The sequence below is a fragment of the Neisseria dentiae genome (genome assembly GCF_014055005.1).
Taxonomy (GTDB): domain Bacteria; phylum Pseudomonadota; class Gammaproteobacteria; order Burkholderiales; family Neisseriaceae; genus Neisseria; species Neisseria dentiae.
Window position 1 is genome coordinate 1774118 of sequence record NZ_CP059570.1, and the last position, 21574, is coordinate 1795691.

The following is a 21574-nucleotide window of genomic DNA, read 5'->3' on the forward strand; positions in this document are numbered from 1 at the left end:
TTCATTTACAATTTGGCAACCATTACGAAGCCTTTGGTTTCGGCCGCGTGCGGCTATGCTCTAACCGGCCGCGCATTCCGCCCCACTACCATAAGGAAACAAGATGCGTTCGCCAATCGCACTGCTGCCCCTGCTGCTTGCGCCGCTTCCCGCCGCTGCCGCCTCGCTCGACGGCGCAAGTTTGAGCCTGCTATGGGGCATACCGTTTGTTTTGATCTTACTCTCCATCGCCACCGGCCCGTTGTTGTTTGCCATCACCTGGCATCACCACTTCGGCAAAATCACCGCCTTGCTGACGTTTTTGTTTTTGGTGCCCTTCACCATCGCATTCGGCTTCGGCGCAACCGCCCACACGGTCGCGCATGCGCTGGTGGCCGAATATATCCCGTTTATCATTCTGCTGTTTGCACTCTACACCATTTCGGGCGGCATTTTGGTGTGGGGTAACCTGCACGGCAGCCCGCGCCTGAACACCACGATTCTGGCCATCGGCACGGTGCTGGCCTCGATAATGGGTACCACCGGCGCAGCCATGCTGCTGATCCGCCCGCTGTTGAAAGCCAACGACAACCGCAAACACCGTGTGCATGTGGTGGTGTTCTTTATCTTTCTGGTGGCCAATATCGGCGGCGGCCTCACCCCGCTGGGCGACCCGCCGCTGTTTTTGGGCTTTTTGAAAGGTGTGGATTTCGGCTGGACAGTGCAGCATATGCTGGTGCCCGTGGTGCTGAGTTCCACCATACTGCTCACCCTGTTTTATTTTCTCGACCGCCATTATTTCGCCCAAGAAGGCGAGCTGCTGCCGCAAGACCCGTCGCCCGACAGCCCGCTGCAACTGTTCGGCAAATGGAACTTCCTGCTGCTTGCCGGCGTGGTATCCGCCGTGCTGATGTCGGGTTTGTGGAAACCCCAACATCCCGGCATCGATATTCTGGGCACGCCCTATCTGCTGCCCAACCTGCTTCGCGATGCCGCACTTTTGGTTTTGGCCGGCGTTTCCCTTGCCGTTACCCCCAAGCAAGTGCGTGCGGGTAACGAATTCAACTGGGAACCGATACTCGAAGTGGGCAAGCTCTTTTTAGGCATCTTCATCACCATCGCACCGGTTATCGCCATTTTGCAGGCAGGCGAAAAAGGCGCGTTTGCAGGCTTGATTTCACTGGTGCACGACAGCAGCGGCCAACCCGTTAACACGATGTATTTCTGGATGACCGGCCTCTTGTCTGCCTTTTTAGACAACGCCCCCACCTATTTGGTGTTTTTCAACATGGCCGGCGGCGATGCCCAGGCTTTGATGACCGGCCACCTGTTCCACACCCTGTTGGCGGTATCGATGGGTTCGGTGTTTATGGGCGCACTCAGCTACATCGGCAACGCACCCAACTTTATGGTGAAGGCAATCGCCGAGCAGCGCAAAGTGCCCATGCCCAGCTTTTTCGGCTATATGGCCTGGTCGTTCGGCATCCTCGCCCCGCTGTTCATACTGCATACCTTTATCTTCTTCGTATGGCAGTTGTTTTAAACCGCCTGTGTTGCAATGAGGCCGTCTGAAAAACATTCAGACGGCCTTCGATTTATAGCAGGCAGCAGTTATTTTACCCGTTTAGCGTTTTTACTCGATTTTTTCAGCATATTTTAAAAATTAATTCCAATTTAAAACAACAGCTTATTAAATTAATATTTAATAATAACAATTATCATTTGCAAAATAGCCTGTTTTGCGTATAATGCAATCCAACGGTTCGGCAAACAACAGCAACGAAAGGAGAACGAAATGCCCGAAAGCATTTTCAAGCAAGTTTCTCTGGATATTCTGAGGCTGCACCAAAAAGCCGTACACACGCTTTTAGCCACCGAATGCAGCGGTTGCCCCGAAATCCACAATGCGGTGTTCGTTACCCTCAACGGCAGATATTATGTTTGGCTGCCCGAAAACCCGCAAAGCGAACCGGAAACCGGCATTCTGCTGATTGAAGCCGAAGACGCCGCCACCCGCCTAAGCTGGATTGCCAGCGCCCGCAGGCTTAAGAAAAAAGACAGTTTATACTGCCGCGCCGCAGCCGCCCTGCAACGACGCGGCCAACCCGGCCAAGCGGCATGCGGCCAAACCGAATGCCCCTGCCTGTTGGAGCTAACCCCGCAGCAAGGCCGCTTAACGGTTGATGATAATAGAGATTTTACGCTTTCGCCTTCCGACCTGATGAAGGCTTTATATCCGGCAAAACAAACAATAGAAGCATTTGCCCTGTAACAGTTTTGGTAGTGGTTTGTGTTCCTTTTGCGCCCCCTCGTGGGGCGATTTTTTTGCGCCCGAGCAACACGGAAACTTTTTAACGGATATCAACTCCAAATATTTGTTATGCACTTAGTATAATGAAGTATTCCATTCTGATTCCGTATCAAACAACTTTTCCGGGAGCATCATAAATGAAGAAAAAAGTTGCCGTTGCTTTAGCCGCCGTTTTATCGGCAGGTTTGGTTTCTGCCGCGCAAGCCAAACGCCCTGTCGAATTTACCGTCGGCAGCGAGTATTACCGCGAAACCTACCGCGAATACACAAACGGCACCGAGCGCCTGATGCAGGAGCGCGGCAACCTTTGGTCGCTCAACGGCGGCATCAAATATTCGTTTAACGACCGCCATGCCGCCAAAATCGAAGGCCGCTATTCGCACGGCGAATCCGACTATACCGGCCAATATATGGAAGATTCGTATTACGGCGAGGCGGTGATTCAAAACGTTCCCCGCCGCGCTTACGATATCAGGGTTTCTTACGAATACACGCAGCCCTTAAACGAAAAACTGGATTTGGTTCTCGAAACCGGCTTGGGCCACCGCACCCTGAAAGACTTGGGCAGCCGCGTAAACCAATATGACTACGACCGCAAAAACCACACCCTTTACGCCCGCGTCGGCGCAGGTTTGGACATCAAGCTGCCCCGCTCTTTCGAAATCAACCCCAAAGTGGCCTATAACCATATGTTGCACGGCCGCCAGCATAGTTATCACAACGGCTACGCCAATAAATTCAAACAAAGCGGCGGCCGGGGCATAGAAGTGGAAGTGCCGGTGTCCAAACGTTTCGCCAACGACTCCAAACTCAGCTTCGGCCCGTTCTACCGCGGCTGGAAAGTGCCGGATTCCGAGCGTATTTATTCGGTTGACGACGACGGCCGGCTGTGGAATGCGCGCGAACCTAAAAACTACACCCACGAAGCCGGCGTGAAGCTGCAATACAGTTTCTAAGCTGCCTGCAAACCGGGGCTTTCAGACGGCCTGAGACCTTTGCAAAATTCTTTTAGGCACCTAAAACACTTGCGTCATGCTCTGGCTTGACCCGAGTATCTGTTTGTTTTAGAAGACAAAGAGATACTCGGGTCAAGCCCGAGTATGACGAAATATCATACATTCAGGATTAAAACGACTTTTTTGCAAAGGTCTCGGCCTGTATAAATATAGTGAATTCACTATAGGCCGTCTGAAAGCCCCGCTTTTTTTTGCCCCTGCCATATCAAGCGCCGTTGCCGGTATCCTTTGCAAACTGCGCCGCACCGCGGTTGGCCAGCCCGTCGGCGCGCTCGTTTTCCGCATGGCCCGCATGGCCTTTCACCCATGCCCATGTAACGTCGTGCAGATGAACCAAACGGTCGAGTTCGCGCCACAAATCTTCGTTTTTCACCGGCTGCTTGGCGGCGGTTTTCCAGCCGTTTTTCTTCCAACCGTGTATCCAGCTTTCCATACCGTTTTTCACATATTGTGAATCGGTGCAGATTTCCACGCTGCTGCGGCGTTTCAAAGCCTTCAATCCTTCGATAACGGCCGTCAGCTCCATGCGGTTGTTGGTGGTTTCGGCCTCGCCGCCGAAAAGCTCTTTTTCGTGCGCGCCGTAACGCAGCAGCACGCCCCAGCCGCCCGCGCCGGGGTTGCCTTTGCAGGCGCCGTCGGTGTAGAGGTAAACGGTTTTGTCCATGGCTTTTTCCGGTTGAAAATAGAGCGCATCATAACACAGGCCGTCTGAAGAGACCTTTGCAAAACCCTCATCTGCGGCGCATTTCTGCGTTGTGCGTTTATGCCCTTTAGGGTACTGCTCGCTCGCTTGCCTAACTCCATGTTATGTCTGTGCTTGCTGCGCTGCTACGCCTTGAACTGCATCTACATCTGGGGGTTTTGCAAAGGTCTCCTGAAACATTTTTTCAGACGGCCTGTGTTATGATGCGCATCTTTAGAAACCAATCTGCCGATTCTGATGAACGCCCGCAAAACCTACCTACTCGGTATCGCCTTCTTTACCGTTTTATTTATGACTTTGGTGCTGCTGGGAAGCTGGCTGCTTTCGGTCGGAAGCAAACAGTTTGCCGTTGCCGCCTTCCTGTTCGCCTTCTCAGCCGTGTTCGGGCAGATTGCCTGCCTGGCGCTCTACGCCCGCCAAACCGCGCGCGAAAAAGCCGCTTCGGCAGCCAAACCGCAGGAAAACCGCCATGTTTGACCAAATCGTTTTAGCCAGCGGCAACGCAGGCAAGCTGAAAGAATTTTCGCGCTGGTTCGCCCAACGCCGCATCGAAGTGCTGCCGCAGTCCCGCTTCAACGTGCCCGAGTGCCCCGAACCGCACCTTACCTTTATCGAAAACGCCATCGCCAAAGCCCGCCACGCCAGCAAACACAGCGGCAAACCCGCACTGGCCGACGACAGCGGCATCTGCGCCCAAGCCTTAGGCGGCGCGCCCGGCATTTATTCGGCGCGCTTCGCAGGTGAAAACCCGAAGTCCGACGCCGCCAACAACGCCAAACTTTCCGCCGAACTGGCCGGCAAGGCCGACAAAAGCTGTTACTACGTTTGCGTGCTGGCGCTGGTGCGCCACGAAAACGACCCGCAGCCGCTGATTGCCGAAGGCATCTGGCACGGCGTGTGGCAAGACACGCCCGCCGGCAGCAACGGTTTCGGCTACGACCCGCATTTTTTCCTGCCCGAACTGGGCTGCACCGCCGCCGAGCTGGATCCCGAAACCAAAAACCGCATCAGCCACCGCGGCCTGGCCTTAGAAGAGTTGAAAAAGAAAATCGATTGGCTGTATCCGCAGCCTTAAACAGGCCGAGGCCTTTGCAAAATTCCTTGAGGCCGTCTGAAAACGCCGGCGGTTTGAAACCGCGCCCGCCAGCACAGCCCGAAAACCGTATAACCCCATGACCGCCATCACCTTTCCCCGCCCCGGCCATCTCACCGCCCTGCCGCCCTTGTCGCTCTATATCCATATCCCGTGGTGCGTGCGCAAATGCCCTTATTGCGACTTCAACTCCCACCAAGCCAAAAGCGGCCTGCCCGAAGACGCTTACATCGACGCGCTGCTCACCGATTTGCAAAGCGAACTGCCCAACGTTTGGGGGCGGGCGGTGGAAACCGTGTTTATCGGCGGCGGCACGCCCAGCCTGTTTCAGGCGTCCTCGATAAACCGCCTGCTTAACGGCGTGCGTTCGCTGGTAAAGCTGCAACCGCAGGCCGAAATCACGCTCGAGGCCAACCCCGGCACATTTGAAAAAGAGAAGTTTCAAGGGTTTAAAGACGCGGGCATCACGCGCCTTTCCATCGGCGTGCAGAGTTTCAACGATGCCGCGCTGCAAAGTTTGGGCCGCATCCACAACCACTGCGAAGCCTTAACGGCCGTTGAAACCGCACTGAACCTATTCGAACGGGTAAATATCGACCTGATGTACGCCCTGCCGAACCAAACCGTTCAGACGGCCTTACACGACATTCAAACCGCCATCGCTTCGGGCGCCGGCCACATCAGCGCCTACCACCTCACGATGGAGCCGAACACACCGTTCGGCCACACCCCGCCGCCCGGCCTGCCGCAAGACGAAGCCGCGCTCGACATCGAAGAAGCCGTGCACGGCGCGCTGGCAGAGGCAGGCTTCGCGCACTACGAAACCTCGGCCTTTGCCCGCCCCGGCCATGCCTGCCGCCACAATCTCAATTATTGGCAGTTCGGCGACTATATCGGCATCGGCGCCGGCGCGCACGGCAAGATTTCCTACTCCGCACGCATCGAACGCACCGTGCGCCGCCGCCATCCCAACGATTATCTGGCCGCCATGCACGGCAAAGTTTCAGACGGCATCGAACGCCAAACCGTTGCAGCGGAAGATTTGCCGTTTGAGTTTATGATGAACGCCCTGCGCTTAACCGACGGCGTGCCCGCCGCCTGGCTGCAAGAGCGCACCGGCGTGCCCGCCACCAAAATCACCGCCCAAATCCGGGCCGCCCAAACCAAAGGCTTGCTGGACAACGACCCGCTTTATTTCAGGCCGTCTGAAACCGGACGGCGGTTTCTCAACGATTTGCTGCAATGCTTTTTGTGAAGAAGTGGCTTTGTATCGGGAAAATAACCGATACCCGGGTCAAGCCCAAGTAGGGCGGCAAACAGACATTTCTTCTTAAACGGAAGTTTAAAAAATCCGCTGCTTGAAACAAACAAAAGGGTTGGCAATCCAACCCTTTTGTTTTGCCTGCCGGCAAACTGCCGCTACTGGCGGTAGTGTTTCAAAAAACGCGCCAGCTTGCCCATGGCCTCTTCGATTTGGTGGGCGTGGGGCAGCGTTACCACGCGGAAGTGGTCGGGGCGTATCCAGTTGAACCCCGTGCCCTGAACCAGCAGCACCTTCTCCTGCAACAGCAAATCGTAGATGAATTTGGCATCGTCTTTAATGCTGTACATTTCCGTGTCGATTTTCGGGAACAGATACATCGCGCCTTTCGGCTTCACGCAGCTGATGCCAGGGATTTGAACGAGCATTTCGTAGGCTTTGTTGCGCTGCTCCAGCAGGCGTCCGCCGGGCAGGATGAATTCGTTGATGCTCTGATAACCGCCCAATGCGGTTTGGATGGCGTGCTGCATGGGCGTGTTGGCGCACAAACGCATCGAAGCGAGCATATCCAAACCTTCGATATAGCCTTTGGCGTGGTGTTTGGGGCCGTTGAGCACCATCCAGCCCATACGGAAACCGGCCACGCGGTAGGCTTTGGAAAGGCCGTTGAAGGTGATGGTGAGCAAATCGGGAGCGAGTGCGGCGATGTGGTGGTGTTGCGCGCCGTCGTAAAGGATTTTGTCGTAAATCTCGTCGGCGAAAATAATCAGCCCGTGGCGGCGCGCCAAGTCGGCAATCTGCAACAGGATTTCTTTGCTGTATACCGCGCCCGTGGGGTTGTTGGGGTTAATCACCACGATGGCCTTGGTGTTGGGCGTGATTTTTGCTTCCATGTCGGCGAGATCAGGAAACCATTCGTTTTCTTCGTCGCACAGGTAATGGCGCACGGTGCCGCCGGCCAGCGTGGCCGCCGCCGTCCACAAGGGGTAGTCGGGGGCGGGAATCAGGATTTCGTCGCCGTCGTTAAGCAGCGCCTGCATCGACATGGTAATCAGCTCGGATACGCCGTTGCCGATATACACGTCGTTTACGGTGATGCTGCGCAAATCTTTGGTTTGGTAATAATGCACGATGGCTTTGCGGGCGGAATACAGCCCTTTGGAATCGCAATAGCCCTGCGAAGTGGGCAGGTTGCGGATAACGTCGACCAAAATTTCATCGGGCGCTTCAAAGCCGAAAGGCGCGGGATTGCCGATATTGAGTTTTAAGATTTTATGGCCTTCTTCTTCAAGGCGCAGGGCTTCTTTGTGTACGGGGCCGCGGATGTCGTAGCATACTTGGTCAAGTTTGGAGGATTTGGGAAAACGGTCCATGATATTGCAACTTAATCTTGTGAAATGAATGGCTGTAAATGTACCGCTTTTACGGGGCGCTGCAAAGATGCCCGCAGCAATATTTTGCATTTCGCACCGGCTTGGCGGCAAAGAGGCCGATGGTTTTGCAAAATCCGCCGGCGTTTTAAAATCTCGGCGTTATGCCCGGGTTTGGCAAAGCGGTTATTAAGCAATTAGTTTTGCCCTGCAAAATCCGATCAGGCCGTCTGAAAAGAATTCTTTTTCAGACGGCCTGAAACATTTCTTTCCGGCAAGCGCCTCATAACCCCAGCGCGTCGGCGTGGAACTCGATATGGCTGTCGATAAAGGTGGCAATGAAATAATAACCGTGGCCGTAGCCCTCGCGCAGATTGAACTGCACATTAAAACCGTTGCCGCGCGCGGCATTCACAAATGCCTGCGCTTGCAGATCGTGCGGATAAAACTCGTCGGCACTACCCTGGTCTATCAATACCGGCAGTTTTTTAACGGCGGTTTTGGCAAGCTCGGTGCTGTCGTATTGCGCCCATAGTTCGGGATTGTCGCCCAAATAGGCGGCAAAGGCTTTCTGACCCCACGGCGTTTGGCTCGGGTTGGCAATCGGTGCGAAAGCCGAAACCGCCGCATAACGCCCGGGGTTTTTCAGGGCAATCTGCAAAGCGCCGTGGCCGCCCATGCTGTGGCCGGCGATGCTGCGCTGACCGTTTACGGGAAAATGCGCTTCGATTAAGGCAGGCAGCTCGTGCACGATATAGCTGTACATCTGATAATTCGCCGCCCACGGAGCGCGGGTGGCATCTAAATAAAAACCTGCGCCCTGCCCCAAATTATAAGCGTCATCATCGGCCACGCCTGCTCCGCGCGGCGAAGTGTCGGGCATAACCAGGGCAATGCCCCACTGTGCGGCGAAACGCTGCGCGCCCGACTTGGTGGAAAAATTCTCATCAGTGCAGGTTAAGCCCGACAGCCAGTATAAAACCGGCACACGGTAACCTTGCAGCGCCTGCGGCGGCAGATAAACGGCGAAAGTCATTTCGCATTGGTTGGCATCGGAAAAATGGCGGTAGCGCTCATGGCTGCCGTTGAACATTTTGTTGCGGGAAATCAGGGTTAATACACTCATTTTTTTGCTGCTTTCATAATATTTCAGACGGCCTGTGCAACCGATACGGCAGGCCGTCTGAAAACTTCTGTTCGCAACCGCGCCATTGCCATTTATGGATTCCCTTTGCGTATCGGGTCAAGCTGCGGCGCCGATGCTTTGACTAAATCCTAACAAACCAACAGCTTACACCGCCACCGCAGCTTTAATGTGCGGGTGCGGGTCGTAGCCGGTTAATTCGAAATCTTCAAACTTGAAGTCAAACAGGTTTTTCACTTCGGGGTTGAGCTTCATCTGCGGCAACGCACGCGGTTCGCGGGTAAGCTGCAACTCGGCCTGCTCGAAGTGGTTGCTGTATAGGTGGGCATCGCCGAAGGTGTGTACAAACTCGCCCGCCTGCAAGCCGCACACTTGCGCCAGCATCAGGGTAAGCAGCGCGTAGCTGGCGATATTGAACGGCACGCCGAGAAAAATATCGGCGCTGCGCTGGTAGAGCTGGCACGAGAGCTTGCCGTTTGCCACATAAAACTGGAACAGCGCATGGCACGGCGGCAGGGCCATTTCGTCAACCAGTGCGGGGTTCCACGCCGAAACAATCAGGCGGCGGCTGTCGGGATTTTTTTTGATTTGGTCAATCAGATTGGCGATTTGGTCGATATGGCGACCGTCGGGGGCGGGCCAGCTGCGCCATTGGTAGCCGTAAACGGGGCCTAAGTCGCCGTTTTCGTCGGCCCATTCGTCCCAAATCGAAACATTGTTGTCTTTCAGGTATTTGATGTTGGTGTCGCCTTTTAAAAACCACAGCAGCTCGTGAATGATGGAGCGCAGGTGCAACTTTTTGGTGGTGAGCAGCGGAAAGCCTTCGCTTAAATCGAAGCGCATTTGGTAGCCGAACACGGAGCGGGTGCCGGTGCCGGTGCGGTCGGATTTGTCGGTGCCGTGTTCGAGCACATGGCGCATCAGGTCTAAATAGGCTTTCATGGGTTTCCTTGCTGTTTTTTCAGACGGCCATACGGCCGCGGAAAACGGATTGTATAACACTTTGCCCCGCTTTGGGCGCGCCCTAAAATATGCGGTAAATCAAACCGGCGAAACAAAAATACCGGTCGTTTCTGTTTTTTGCGCAAGCAGCTATTCGGCAATTCATTCCAGAAAAATCTTTTTTGAAAACTTTATGTTTCAAAAAGCTCGGCCAAACAGCATTGAAACACCAAAAGGCCGTTTCGGCCGTTTGAAAACCGTTAACAATTCTCTTTAATTTCTGCTTGGCAAGCTGCCTAAAAGCCGTTTATATTCCAACTCTAAAATTTATATAACCAAACCGGCGGCACGGTTTATTTTTTGCGCGCCGCCCGCGCTCGATTTTCTTTTCCCACTGCATTTCCAACCCTATCTGAATCGGAGAGATCCATGTCTGCAAACCTGAACAGCTTGTTTGAGCAAATCAAACAGCGCGACCCCAACCAACCCGTTTTCCACCAAGCCGTTGAAGAAGTGTTCGGCAGCCTCGCCCCTTTCTTGGCGAAAAACCCGCAATACACCCGCCACGGCCTGTTGGAGCGCATCGTCGAACCCGAGCGCGTGATTATGTTCCGCGTATCGTGGGTGGACGATAAAGGCCAAGTGCAAGTGAACCGCGGCTACCGCGTGCAGATGAACTCGGCCATCGGCCCCTACAAAGGCGGCCTGCGCTTCCACCCTTCGGTGGATTTGGGCGTGCTGAAATTTCTGGCGTTCGAGCAGGTGTTTAAAAACGCGCTCACCACGCTGCCGATGGGCGGCGGCAAAGGTGGCTCCGACTTCGACCCCAAAGGCAAGAGCGACGGCGAAGTGATGCGTTTCTGCCAAGCCTTTATGAGCGAACTCTACCGCCATATCGGCGCCGACACCGACGTGCCCGCCGGCGACATCGGCGTGGGCGGCCGCGAAATCGGCTTTTTGTTCGGCCAATATAAAAAGCTGCGCAACGAATTCACTTCGGTGCTCACCGGCAAAGGCCTGGTTTACGGCGGCAGCCTGATCCGCCCCGAAGCCACCGGCTACGGCACGGTTTATTTTGCCGACAGCATGCTGAAAACCAAAGGCAACAGCATGGCAGCCAAGAAAGTTTTGGTTTCCGGCTCCGGCAATGTGGCGCAATACGCCGCCGAAAAAGCGATGCAGCTCGGCGCGAAAGTGCTGACCGTTTCCGATTCCAACGGCTTTGTGAAATTCGCCGACAGCGGCATGACCGAAGCGCAGCTGGCGGCGTTAATCGAGCTGAAAGAAGTGCGCCGCGAACGTTTGTCGGTTTACGCCAAAGAGCAAGGCTTGGAATACTTTGCCGACCAAAAACCGTGGGGCGTGCCCTGCGATGTGGCCCTGCCCTGCGCCACCCAAAACGAGCTTGACGAAAACGATGCCAAAACCCTGCTCGCCAACGGCTGCTTCTGCGTGGCCGAAGGTGCGAACATGCCCTCTACGCTGGGCGCGGTCGAAGCGTTTGTCAAAGCCAAAATCCTGTATGCACCGGGCAAAGCCTCCAACGCAGGCGGCGTGGCCACTTCGGGTTTGGAAATGAGCCAAAACCATATCCGCCTTTCTTGGACGCGCGAAGAAGTCGACCAACGCCTGTTCGGCATCATGGAAAACATCCACGAAAACTGCGTGGCCAACGGCAGCGAAGGCAGCTATGTGAACTATGTGAACGGCGCCAATATCGCGGGCTTCAAAAAAGTGGCCGAAGCCATGCTGGCGCAAGGCGTGGTTTAATCCGACCTGCCGTTTGATTGAAACAAACAAAGGCCGTCTGAAAACATTTCAGACGGCCTTTCTGCTTTATACCGCATACTGCTTATTGGTTGTTCGGCCGGCTGTCAGCCGCGCTGTGCACCGGCAGTTCGGGCACGGTGCGGGCGGATTCGGGCACAGAGCCGGACAAGGTGTTCAAAAACGCCACGATGGCATCCACATCTTCTTTCGGAATCTGTTTGCCCAGTTGCGCCTCGCCCATAATGCCGACCGCTTTATCCAGCTCCCACACGCTGCCGTCGTGGAAATAAGGATAAGTGCGGGCCACATTGCGCAGGCCGGGCACGCGGAACACGAATTTGTCGTTTTCGGCTTTGGTTACCTCAAAGCGGCCTTCATCGTGCTTCTTACTGCCGGTAAACTGCCAGTAAGGGCCTTTGACCAAACCGAATTTCTGGAACGAATCGCCGCCCAGCGTAACGCCTTTGTGGCAGGCGATACAGCCGTTGTTGATAAACGAACGCACGCCCTTGCGCTCGGTTTCGTTAAGCGCGCTGATGTTGCCTTTGAGATAGTCGTCCCACTTGGTGGGCGTGAGCAGCGTGCGTTCGAACGCGGCGATGGCATCGGTGATGTTGTCGAACGTTACCGCGCCGCCTTTGTCGGCATACGCTTCTTTAAACATAGCCTGATATTCGGGAATCGCCGCAATTTTTTTCTCAACCGAAGCTTTGTCGGTGTTGGCCATTTCCACAGGGTTCAGCAGCGGCCCGCCCGCCTGCTCTTCCACCGTGGCGGCACGTCCGTCCCAAAACTGGCTGCCCAGCAGCGCGGCGTTCAAAGCCGTGGGCGAGTTGCGGCCGCCGAACGCACCTTTGTGGCCCTGGCTGGTAGGCAGATTGTCCACACCCGCCGTAGCCAGGTTGTGGCATGAATTACAGCTTACCGTGTTGCCGCGCGATAACCGCGGCTCATACCAAAGCTGGCGGCCGAGCTTAACCTGCGCTGCGGTAAACGGGTGCGCTTTCTGCATGGCCGCTTCGTCGGGCAGCGGCTGGAACAACGACTGCGCCTGTTTCAACAGTTCTTTGTCTTCGGGCGAGGCATTGCTGTTGTCGGGTGCGGCGGCAGAAGAAGCTGCCGAAGCCGCTGTCGGAGCAGATTCCGACGCTGCGGGTGCGGATGCCGGTGCCGCAGCCTGGCCCGACTGCCCTTCTCCTTTACATGCCGCGAGCGCCAGCAACACGGCCAATGCCAGACCGCCTTTTTTGAGAACGTGTTTCATGGTGGTTCCTTTATCTATCGAAAATTATTTTGGTTATGCGTTTTCACCATAATGCGGTTTATGGTTGCGGGCAGTATAAAAGTGCCGTTATCCGCCTTATTTGCGCGGCATCAATAATTTAACATTCCATTGTTTTTAATAATAATGCCGATAAAATTTGTAAAACCGGCGTTTGTGCGGGCACCTTACCTTACTTTTCTTAAAGCAAACTGAAGCAGGCCGACAAAGGCAGCAGGCCGTCTGAAAAGTTTTCAGACGGCCTGCTGCTTGATTGCTTAAACGAAGTTCCGAACCCGGCACATCATTCTGAGGCCTTTGCAAAACCCCCGGGTGTGGATGCAGTTCAAGGCGCAGCAGCGCAGCGAGCGCAGACATAACATGAAGTTAGGCAAGCGAGCGAGCAGCGCACAACGCAGAAATGCGCCGCAGATGGGGGTTTTGCAAAGGTCTCATTCTTTCTTACGCTTCGCCCGCGGATGCGCATCATCATAAACCTTTGCCAAATGGTCGAAATCAAGCTTGGTATAAATCTGCGTGGTCGATAACCGGCTGTGGCCGAGCAGCTCCTGCACCGCGCGGATATCCTGCGCCGATTGCAGCAGGTGGCTGGCGAAACTGTGGCGCAGCATATGCGGCGAAATATGCTGCGGGCTGCCGTGGCGCAGCGCCCAATCGCGCAGGCGGTTTTGAATCTGGCGTATGCTCAGGCGGCGGCCCACACGGCTGGTGAACAGCGCGGTTTCGCCCCCTGCCGCCGCCCGCTGCGGCAGGTAAGCCTTAACGGCTTCGATGCTTTTGCTGCCCAGCGGCACGCGGCGCTGTTTGCCGCCCTTGCCGGTTACGCCTACCCAGCCTTCGTCAAGCAAAACATCTTCAATATCCAGCCCGTACACTTCGCCCACGCGCAGGCCGCTGCCGTACATCAGCTCGAATAAGGCATGGTCGCGCACGCTCAAAGGTTCGCTATCGGTGTCGTTATCGAGCAGGTTGTTAAGCGTTTCCTGCTCGAGTGCCTTGGGCAAACGCTCCGGCGGCTTGGGGGCGCGCAAACCTTCGGTCGGGTCTGCATCCAGCAAGCCCTGCCTAACCAGCCAGCCGCAATACTGCCGCCAAGCCGACAGTTTGCGCGCCATGCTGCGTTGGTGCGCTTCGAGCTGCGACAGTTTTTTCAAAGCGGCGGTGAAATGGCGGCGGTGCAGGGTTTCGCCGCCCGCGCCTTGCGGCATCAGCTTTTGAAGCTGCGCCAAATCGCGGCGGTAGGCCGCGACGGTGTGCGCCGACTTCCCCTGCTGCACCAGCATATTCAAATAGGGATTCTGATGATTGGCAAACTGTTCGAGCAACATGGTATCGAGGCCGTCTGAAAGTAAAGTATTTCAATCAATAATTTGATTATTATAGAAAAATAAAATTTATCGGTTAAAACCGTGGTAACAAGTGTGTGATTTAGGTAAAATCAAAACGGTTTTCCGTTTACATTCGGCGCCATACGGCCGCCCGCAGGGGTTTGCAACACGGCAGCTTTGCGCGCGTTATTTCCAAAGCCGCGCCGTTATGTTGTTTGGCGCCGATTATACAGAAAAGGCGCAGACAGATAGCAAACGGCCCCAGCAGTTGCGTTTTACCGAGCGGCTGCCGGTTTGTTTTCAGACGGCCTCAAACTCTTCTTCAGGCCCGGCACCAAACCCGCAGCCCGTGTTTCATCAACCTGATACGACGTTAGTGCAAAACCATGATTAGAATTAAAAAAGGGCTTGACCTGCCGATTGCGGGCAAGCCGGAACAAACCGTCTACCCGGGCGCCGCCGTCGGCGAAGTGGCCGTGCTCGGCGAAGAATATGTGGGTATGCGCCCTTCTATGAAGGTTCAGGAAGGCGACAAAGTTCAGAAAGGCCAAGTGCTGTTCGAGGACAAGAAAAACCCCGGCGTGGTGTTTACCGCCCCGGCCTCGGGCACGGTTGCCGCCATCCACCGCGGCGAAAAACGGGTGTTGCAATCGATGGTGATCGCCGTAGAAGGCAACGAACAGATTACATTCGAGCGTTACGCTCCCGAAGCCCTTAACCGCTTGAGCGGTGAGGAAATCCGCCGAAATCTGCTCGCTTCGGGTTTGTGGACGGCCTTCCGCACCCGCCCTTTCAGCAAAGTGCCCGCCGCAGACGCCGAGCCGGCCGCCATATTCGTCAACGCCATGGACACCAACCCGCTGGCCGCCAACCCGCAGGTGGTGGTTCGGGAACGTGCCGACGATTTCGCCCGCGGCTTATTGGTTCTGAGCCGCCTAACCACCAATAAAATCCATGTGTGCAAAGCCGCCGGCGCCGATATTCCGGTTTCAGACGGCCAAAATATCGCCGTTCACGAATTCGGCGGCCCGCATCCGGCCGGTTTGTCGGGCACGCACATCCACTTTATCGAACCCGTCGGCGCCAACAAAACGGTGTGGACGGTCAACTATCAAGACGTTATCGCCATCGGCCATCTGTTTGCCACCGGCGAATTGGACGTTTCGCGCGTGGTGTCGCTGGCCGGCCCGCAAGTCAAACAGCCGCGCCTGCTGCGCACGGTATTGGGCGCGAAAGTTTCCGAACTGACGGCGGGCGAACTGAAAGACGGCGAAAACCGCGTGATTTCCGGTTCGGTGCTCAACGGTGCGGTGGCCGCCGGCCCGCACGATTATCTGGGCCGCTACCACAACCAAATCTCGGTGATTGCCGAAGGCCGTGCCAAAGAGCTGTTCGGCTGGGTGCTTCCCAGCGCCGACAAATACACGGTTACCCGCACCACCCTCGGCCATTTCTTAAAAAGCAAACTGTTCAACTTCACTTCGGCCGTTAACGGCGGCGAACGTGCGATGGTGCCCATCGGCACCTACGAGCGCGTGATGCCGCTGGACATCCTGCCCACCCTGCTGCTGCGCGATCTGATTGTCGGCGATACCGACAGCGCACAGGCGTTGGGCTGCCTGGAGCTGGACGAAGAAGATTTGGCGCTGTGCAGTTTCGTCTGCCCGGGCAAATACGAATACGGCGCGCTGCTGCGCAATGTGCTGGACAAGATTGAGAAAGAAGGCTGAATATGGGATTGAAACATTTTTTTGAAAAAATCGAACCCGATTTCCTGCCCGGCGGCAAGCGTGAAAAATGGTATCCGCTCTATGAGGCGGTCGCCACCCTTCTCTACACGCCGGGCACGGTAACGCGCAAGGCTTCGCACGTGCGCGATGCGCTCGATTCCAAACGCATGATGATTATGGTGTGGATCGCGCTGTTTCCGGCCATGTTCTACGGCATGTATAACGTCGGTGCGCAATCGATTGCCGCCGTCAACCACTTGGGGCTGCTGGAACAAAACATCACCGCCGACTGGCATTATGCGCTGGCGCACTGGCTGGGCATCAATTTGGGCACCGACGCGGGCATTTTCAGCAAGCTGTCGCTGGGCGCCGTTTTCTTTCTGCCGATTTATGCGGTGGTATTCGCCGTGGGCGGCTTTTGGGAAGTGCTGTTTTCGGTTATCCGCAAACACGAAATCAACGAAGGCTTTTTCGTTACCTCGATTCTGTTCGCCTTAATCGTGCCCCCTACCCTGCCGCTGTGGCAGGCTGCATTGGGCATCACTTTCGGCGTGGTGATGGCGAAAGAAGTGTTCGGCGGCACGGGTAAAAACTTTATGAACCCCGCGCTGGCCGGTCGTGCCTTTCTGTTTTTCGCCTACCCTGCCCAGATTTCCGGCGATGCCGTTTGGACGGCGGTAGACGGTTTCTCGGGCGCAACCGCGCTTTCGCAATGGGCCGTCGAAGGTGCGGCCGGTTTGAAACACACCGTTACCGGCCAGCCGATTACTTGGATGGATGCCTTTATCGGCAACCTGCCCGGCTCGATGGGCGAAGTTTCCACGCTGGCGTTGCTAATCGGCGGTGCGCTGATTGTATTTGCCCGCATCGCTTCCTGGCGCATCATTGCCGGCGTGATGCTGGGCATGGTGGCCACTTCGCTGCTGTTCAACGCCATCGGTTCCGACACCAACCCCATGTTCTCCATGCCGTGGTATTGGCATCTGGTGTTGGGCGGCTTTGCCATCGGCATGCTGTTTATGGCCACCGACCCGGTTTCCGCTTCGTTTACCAATGTCGGCAAATGGTGGTACGGCGCCTTAATCGGCGTGATGTGCGTGCTGATCCGCGTGGTCAATCCCGCCTACCCCGAAGGCATGATGCTGGCGATTCTGTTTGCCAATCTGTTTGCGCCGATTTTGGATTATTTTGTTGTTCAGGCGAATATCAAACGCAGGAGGGTTCGCAATGGCTAAGTTTGATAAAGACAGCTTCGGCGGCACGCTGGCCGTTGTGGTGGCCGTCAGCCTGCTGTGTTCGGTGATCGTGGCCGGCGCGGCAGTGGGCTTGAAACCCGCCCAAAACGAGAAAAAACTGCTCGACAAACAGCGAAACATTTTGGGCGCCGCCGGCCTGCTTTCAGACGGCACCGATGTGCCCAAAGTGTATGCCGAGCGCGTTGAGCCGCGCATTGTGGATTTGGCCACCGGCGAATATGTGGAGGGCGTGAAAGATTTCGACGCCCGCGCCGCCGCCAAAGATCCGCAGCAAAACGTGAGAATCAAACCCGAAGAAGATTTGGCCGGCATCCAAACCCGCGCCAAATACGCCGAAGTGTATTTGATTAAAGACGATTCCGGCAAAACCGGCCAAATCGTGCTGCCCATGCACGGCAGCGGCCTGTGGTCGGTGATGTACGGCTTCGTGGCGGTCAAGCCCGACGGCAACACCGTTAACGGCATCACTTATTACGAGCAGGGCGAAACCGCCGGCTTGGGCGGCGAAATCGCCAACCCCTTGTGGCAGAAACATTTTGTCGGCAAAAAACTGTATAACGAGCAGGGCGATGTCGCCATCCGTATCGGCAAAGGCGCTTCCTCCGACAAAGAGCACGGCGTGGACGGCCTCTCCGGCGCCACCATGACCACCAAAGGCGTGCAGGGTTCGTTTCATTATTGGTTCAGCCAAAACGGCTTCGGCCCCTATCTGGCTAAAATCAAAGCAGGAGAATAATCATGGCTGACACGAAACGTTTGAAAGAACTAATGTTTTCTCCGGTTGTGAAAAACAACCCGATTGCCTTGCAGATTCTCGGCGTGTGTTCCGCACTGGCGGTAACCACCAAGCTGGAAACCGCCGTAGTGATGGCGATTTCGGTGGCGCTGGTAACCGGCTTTTCGAGCTTTTTCATCTCGTTAATCCGCAACTATATCCCCAACAGCGTGCGCATCATCGTTCAGATGGCCATTATCGCTTCGCTGGTAACCTTGGTTGACCAGGTGTTGCAGGCATTCGCCTACGAATTGTCGAAACAGCTGTCGGTATTCGTCGGCCTCATCATCACCAACTGTATCGTGATGGGCCGCGCCGAAGCGTTTGCCATGAAAGAGCCGCCGCTGGAAAGCTTGGTCGACGGCTTGGGCAACGGCTTCGGCTACGGCGTGATTCTGGTGATTGTGGCCACCATCCGCGAGCTGATCGGCTCGGGCAAACTGTTCGGCATCACCATCATGCAAACCGTTCAAGACGGCGGCTGGTATCAGGCCAACGGCCTGTTTCTGCTGGCACCCAGCGCATTCTTCATTATCGCCCTCATTATCTGGTGCCTGCGCACCTGGAAACCCGAGCAAGCGGAGAAATAACCATGGAACACTATCTGAGCATTTTTGTGAAATCCATATTTATCGAAAATATGGCGCTCTCCTTCTTCTTGGGGATGTGTACGTTTCTGGCGGTATCCAAAAAAATCTCCACTGCTTTCGGTTTGGGCGTGGCCGTTACCGTGGTATTGGCAATTTCGGTGCCGGCCAACCAACTGGTCTATTCGCTGGTGCTTAAAGACGGCGCCATCATGCCGGGGGTTGACTTATCCTTCCTGCGCTTCATCACCTTCATCGGCGTAATCGCCGCCATCGTGCAGATTCTGGAAATGATTCTGGACAAATACTTTCCCGCGCTCTACAACGCACTGGGGATTTTCCTGCCCCTGATTACGGTAAACTGCGCCATTTTCGGCGGCGTATCGTTTATGGTTCAGCGCGACTACAACTTCGCCGAATCCATCGTGTACGGCACCGGCGCGGGCTTGGGCTGGATGCTGGCGATTGTGGCGCTGGCGGGCATCACCGAGAAATTGAAATACGCCGACGTGCCCAAAGGATTGCGCGGCTTGGGCATCACCTTCATCAGCGCCGGCCTGATGGCATTGGGTTTCCTGTCATTTTCCGGCATACAGTTATAAGGAGGCTCGCGCATGGAAATCATTTTAGGCATCGTGATGTTCACCGTTATCATTTTAGCTTTGGCCGTGATGATTCTGCTGGCCAAATCCAAACTGGTCAGCTCCGGCGACATCACCATCACCATCAACGATGAAGACGACAAAACGATTACCGTGCCCGCCGGCGGCAAACTCTTGGGCGCACTCTCGAGCAAAGGCATTTTCGTGTCGTCCGCCTGCGGCGGCGGCGGTTCCTGCGGCCAATGCAAAGTGGTGGTAAAAAGCGGCGGCGGCGATATCCTGCCCACCGAGCTTTCCCACATCAGCAAGCGCGAAGCCAAAGAAGGCTGCCGCCTGTCGTGCCAGGTCAACGTGAAAAGCGATATGGACATCGCGCTGCCCGAAGAAGTGTTCGGCGTGAAAAAATGGGAATGCACCGTTATTTCCAACGACAACAAAGCCACCTTCATCAAAGAGCTGAAGCTGGCGATTCCCGAAGGCGAAGAAGTGCCCTTCCGTGCCGGCGGCTACATCCAAATCGAAGCCGAACCGCACACCGTGGCCTATAAAGACTTCGACATTCCCGAGGAATATCACGAAGATTGGGACAAATTCAACCTGTGGCGCTACGTTTCCAAAGTGGACGAGCCGATTGTGCGTGCCTACTCGATGGCCTCTTATCCCGAAGAAAAAGGCATCATTATGCTCAACGTGCGGATAGCCACCCCGCCGCCCAACAATCCCGACGTGCCGCCCGGCCAGATGTCGTCTTATATCTGGTCGCTCAAACCCGGCGACAAAGTAATTATTTCCGGCCCCTTCGGCGAATTCTTCGCCAAAGACACCGATGCCGAAATGGTGTTTATCGGCGGCGGCGCGGGCATGGCACCGATGCGCTCGCATATTTTCGACCAACTCAAGCGTTTGAAATCCAAGCGTAAAATCAGCTTCTGGTATGGCGCCCGCTCCAAACGCGAAATGTTTTATGTGGAAGACTTCGACACGCTGCAAGCCGAAAACGACAACTTCGAATGGCACGTCGCCCTTTCCGACCCGCAACCGGGCGACGATTGGGACGGCTATACCGGCTTTATCCACAACGTGATTTACGAAAACTACCTCAAAAACCACGAAGCGCCGGAAGACTGCGAATTTTATATGTGCGGCCCGCCGATTATGAACGCCTCGGTCATCAAAATGTTGAAGGATTTGGGCGTTGAAGACGAAAACATCTTGTTGGACGACTTCGGCGGCTAAGGTTGCCACGCAGCCATACCCATCAGGCCGTCTGAAAACCTTTTCAGACGGCCTGATGCCGTTTCTCCCCTCTTCTCAAAGAAACCATTATGCTCCACCACGCAAAAAACCTCATCTTCCGGCTGCTCGGCCTGATGGCCTTATCGGCCGCCCTTTCCGCCTGCGGCGGCGCACCCGAAACGGCCACCGTTACCGGCGAAACCATGGGCACCACCTACACGGTCAAATACCTTGCCAATCCCGGATCGCCCCTGCCCGATCCGAAACAAACCCAAGCTGATTTCGACAAGATTCTGCAAGAAGTCAACCGGCAGATGTCCACCTACCAAACCGATTCAGAAATCAGCCGCTTCAACCGCATGAAAGCAAGCGAAGGCAGTATGGCCGTTTCCGCCGACTTCGCCACCGTGGTAGCAGAAGCCGTGCGTTTGAACCGCCTTACCGAAGGCGCGTTAGACGTTACCGTCGGCCCGCTGGTGAATCTGTGGGGATTCGGGCCGGACAAAAACATCAGCCAAGCGCCGACAGCCGCACAAATCGGCGCCGCCGAAAAACTGGTGGGCATAGACAAAATCCGGCTGGAAGCCAAGCCGTCTGAAACCGGCGCACGCCTGGGCAAACAGGCCGACGGCGTTTATTTAGACTTGTCTGCCATCGCCAAAGGCTTCGGCGTCGACAAACTGGCGCAGCATCTCGACAGCCTCGGCGTTCAAAACTATCTGGTCGAAATCGGCGGCGAATTGCGCGCCAAAGGTAAAAACCAGAAAAACGAAGCCTGGAGCGTGGGCATCGAGCAACCTCAGTTTGCCCAAAAACAGGCCGCACAAATCGTGGTGCCGCTAAACAACCGCTCGCTTGCCACCTCGGGCGACTACCGCAACTTCCGCACCGACGCATCAGGCAAACGGCTTTCGCACATCATCGACCCCCAAAGCAAACAGCCCATCAGCCATAACCTAACTTCCGTGAGCGTGGTGGCCGACAACGCCATGACCGCCGACGGCCTGGCCACCGGCCTTTTCGTGATGGGCGAAGAAAAAGCGCTGGCCACCGCCGAAAAAAACCGCTTGGCGGTATTTCTGATTATCAAAACCGCCGACGGTTTTAAAACCGAAATGTCCTCCGCCTTCAAAGAAATAGTAAAATAGCCGCTGCAACGGCCCGGCAACGGCATCAGAAAGGATAACCC

21 protein-coding genes and 1 pseudogene are annotated in these 21574 nt (G+C 55.6%); 15 read left to right on the top strand and 7 right to left on the bottom strand.

Annotated features, from left to right (window positions below; translation table 11 throughout):
- Nucleotides 1–103: 103 nt before the first annotated feature.
- The 3 genes from H3L92_RS08390 (at nt 104) to H3L92_RS08400 (ending at nt 3246) form a co-directional block, all read left to right on the top strand.
- Nucleotides 104–1522 carry a sodium:proton antiporter gene (locus H3L92_RS08390; protein ID WP_174222527.1) on the top strand — a complete coding sequence of 473 codons (1419 nt, stop codon included), beginning with the start codon at nt 104–106 and terminating at the stop codon, nt 1520–1522.
- Between the two features lie 252 nt (nt 1523–1774).
- Nucleotides 1775–2251, top strand: coding sequence for an NGO0322 family iron-responsive protein (locus tag H3L92_RS08395; RefSeq protein WP_085365178.1), 477 nt, complete (start codon nt 1775–1777; stop codon nt 2249–2251).
- 176 nt (nt 2252–2427) lie between these two features.
- On the top strand, nt 2428–3246 hold the full coding sequence (locus H3L92_RS08400) for an outer membrane beta-barrel protein (protein ID WP_085365179.1): 819 nt from the start codon (nt 2428–2430) through the stop codon (nt 3244–3246).
- Between the two features lie 265 nt (nt 3247–3511).
- Here the strand turns inward: H3L92_RS08400 and rnhA are convergent, their stop codons facing one another.
- Nucleotides 3512–3970 (bottom strand): ribonuclease HI, encoded by a 459-nt coding sequence (rnhA, locus tag H3L92_RS08405; RefSeq protein ID WP_085365180.1) that lies wholly within the window; start codon nt 3968–3970, stop codon nt 3512–3514.
- Nucleotides 3971–4246: 276 nt separating this feature from the next.
- Here rnhA and H3L92_RS08410 point away from each other — a divergent pair, with 276 nt between their 5' ends.
- From H3L92_RS08410 to hemW, 3 genes are all read left to right on the top strand, one after another.
- Nucleotides 4247–4486: an NGO_0222 family membrane protein gene (locus H3L92_RS08410; protein WP_085365181.1), complete on the top strand. Its 240-nt coding sequence runs from the start codon at nt 4247–4249 to the stop codon at nt 4484–4486.
- On the top strand, nt 4479–5084 hold the full coding sequence (gene rdgB / locus H3L92_RS08415; RefSeq protein ID WP_085365182.1) for an RdgB/HAM1 family non-canonical purine NTP pyrophosphatase: 606 nt from the start codon (nt 4479–4481) through the stop codon (nt 5082–5084). The genes H3L92_RS08410 and rdgB overlap by 8 nt, the downstream gene beginning before the upstream one ends.
- A gap of 97 nt (nt 5085–5181) precedes the next feature.
- Nucleotides 5182–6357, top strand: coding sequence for a radical SAM family heme chaperone HemW (gene hemW / locus H3L92_RS08420; protein WP_085365183.1), 1176 nt, complete (start codon nt 5182–5184; stop codon nt 6355–6357).
- Between the two features lie 164 nt (nt 6358–6521).
- On the opposite strand, the gene H3L92_RS08425 is transcribed toward hemW, so the two are convergent.
- From H3L92_RS08425 to H3L92_RS08435, 3 genes are all read right to left on the bottom strand, one after another.
- Nucleotides 6522–7736 carry a pyridoxal phosphate-dependent aminotransferase gene (locus H3L92_RS08425; protein ID WP_085365184.1) on the bottom strand — a complete coding sequence of 405 codons (1215 nt, stop codon included), beginning with the start codon at nt 7734–7736 and terminating at the stop codon, nt 6522–6524.
- Between the two features lie 280 nt (nt 7737–8016).
- Nucleotides 8017–8859 (bottom strand): S-formylglutathione hydrolase, encoded by an 843-nt coding sequence (fghA, locus tag H3L92_RS08430; RefSeq protein ID WP_085365185.1) that lies wholly within the window; start codon nt 8857–8859, stop codon nt 8017–8019.
- A 165-nt stretch (nt 8860–9024) separates the two neighbouring features.
- Nucleotides 9025–9819, bottom strand: a complete 795-nt coding sequence (locus tag H3L92_RS08435; protein WP_085365186.1) for a thymidylate synthase — start codon at nt 9817–9819, stop codon at nt 9025–9027.
- A gap of 49 nt (nt 9820–9868) precedes the next feature.
- On the opposite strand from H3L92_RS08435, the gene H3L92_RS08440 reads away from it, so the two are divergent.
- Complete coding sequence (locus H3L92_RS08440; protein ID WP_143824307.1) at nt 9869–10096, top strand: hypothetical protein; 228 nt, start codon at nt 9869–9871, stop codon at nt 10094–10096.
- 152 nt (nt 10097–10248) lie between these two features.
- Nucleotides 10249–11589 (top strand): NADP-specific glutamate dehydrogenase, encoded by a 1341-nt coding sequence (gene gdhA, locus H3L92_RS08445; protein ID WP_085365188.1) that lies wholly within the window; start codon nt 10249–10251, stop codon nt 11587–11589.
- Nucleotides 11590–11671: 82 nt separating this feature from the next.
- Here the strand turns inward: gdhA and H3L92_RS08450 are convergent, their stop codons facing one another.
- The 3 genes and pseudogenes from H3L92_RS08450 to H3L92_RS08455 form a co-directional block, all read right to left on the bottom strand.
- The gene (locus H3L92_RS08450) at nt 11672–12853 is read right to left on the bottom strand and encodes a cytochrome-c peroxidase (protein ID WP_085365189.1); all 1182 of its coding nucleotides are present in this window, start codon (nt 12851–12853) and stop codon (nt 11672–11674) included.
- A gap of 306 nt (nt 12854–13159) precedes the next feature.
- A pseudogene (locus tag H3L92_RS13315) lies at nt 13160–13306 on the bottom strand (signal peptidase); the annotation flags it as partial.
- Nucleotides 13303–14199 (bottom strand): tyrosine recombinase, encoded by an 897-nt coding sequence (locus H3L92_RS08455; RefSeq protein WP_115336204.1) that lies wholly within the window; start codon nt 14197–14199, stop codon nt 13303–13305. The gene H3L92_RS08455 and the pseudogene H3L92_RS13315, both read right to left, overlap by 4 nt.
- A 386-nt stretch (nt 14200–14585) precedes the next feature.
- Here H3L92_RS08455 and H3L92_RS08460 point away from each other — a divergent pair, with 386 nt between their 5' ends.
- The 7 genes from H3L92_RS08460 to H3L92_RS08490 all read left to right on the top strand — a co-directional run bounded on the left by H3L92_RS08460 (nt 14586) and on the right by H3L92_RS08490 (nt 21533).
- Entirely contained in the window at nt 14586–15929 is a 1344-nt protein-coding gene (locus H3L92_RS08460) for a Na(+)-translocating NADH-quinone reductase subunit A (RefSeq protein WP_085365191.1), read from the top strand.
- 2 nt (nt 15930–15931) lie between these two features.
- Nucleotides 15932–17164, top strand: a complete 1233-nt coding sequence (locus H3L92_RS08465) for an NADH:ubiquinone reductase (Na(+)-transporting) subunit B (protein ID WP_085365192.1) — start codon at nt 15932–15934, stop codon at nt 17162–17164.
- Nucleotides 17157–17921 (top strand): Na(+)-translocating NADH-quinone reductase subunit C, encoded by a 765-nt coding sequence (locus tag H3L92_RS08470; RefSeq protein WP_085365193.1) that lies wholly within the window; start codon nt 17157–17159, stop codon nt 17919–17921. Before H3L92_RS08465 ends, H3L92_RS08470 begins: the two co-directional genes overlap by 8 nt.
- Before the next feature lie 2 nt (nt 17922–17923).
- Complete coding sequence (locus H3L92_RS08475; protein WP_085365194.1) at nt 17924–18550, top strand: NADH:ubiquinone reductase (Na(+)-transporting) subunit D; 627 nt, start codon at nt 17924–17926, stop codon at nt 18548–18550.
- A gap of 2 nt (nt 18551–18552) precedes the next feature.
- The gene (gene nqrE, locus H3L92_RS08480) at nt 18553–19149 is read left to right on the top strand and encodes an NADH:ubiquinone reductase (Na(+)-transporting) subunit E (protein ID WP_085365195.1); all 597 of its coding nucleotides are present in this window, start codon (nt 18553–18555) and stop codon (nt 19147–19149) included.
- 12 nt (nt 19150–19161) lie between these two features.
- A complete protein-coding gene (gene nqrF / locus H3L92_RS08485; RefSeq protein WP_085365196.1) occupies nt 19162–20385 on the top strand; it encodes an NADH:ubiquinone reductase (Na(+)-transporting) subunit F in 1224 nt (407 codons plus the stop codon).
- Nucleotides 20386–20474: 89 nt separating this feature from the next.
- A complete protein-coding gene (locus H3L92_RS08490) occupies nt 20475–21533 on the top strand; it encodes an FAD:protein FMN transferase (protein ID WP_085365197.1) in 1059 nt (352 codons plus the stop codon).
- Nucleotides 21534–21574 lie beyond the last annotated feature (41 nt).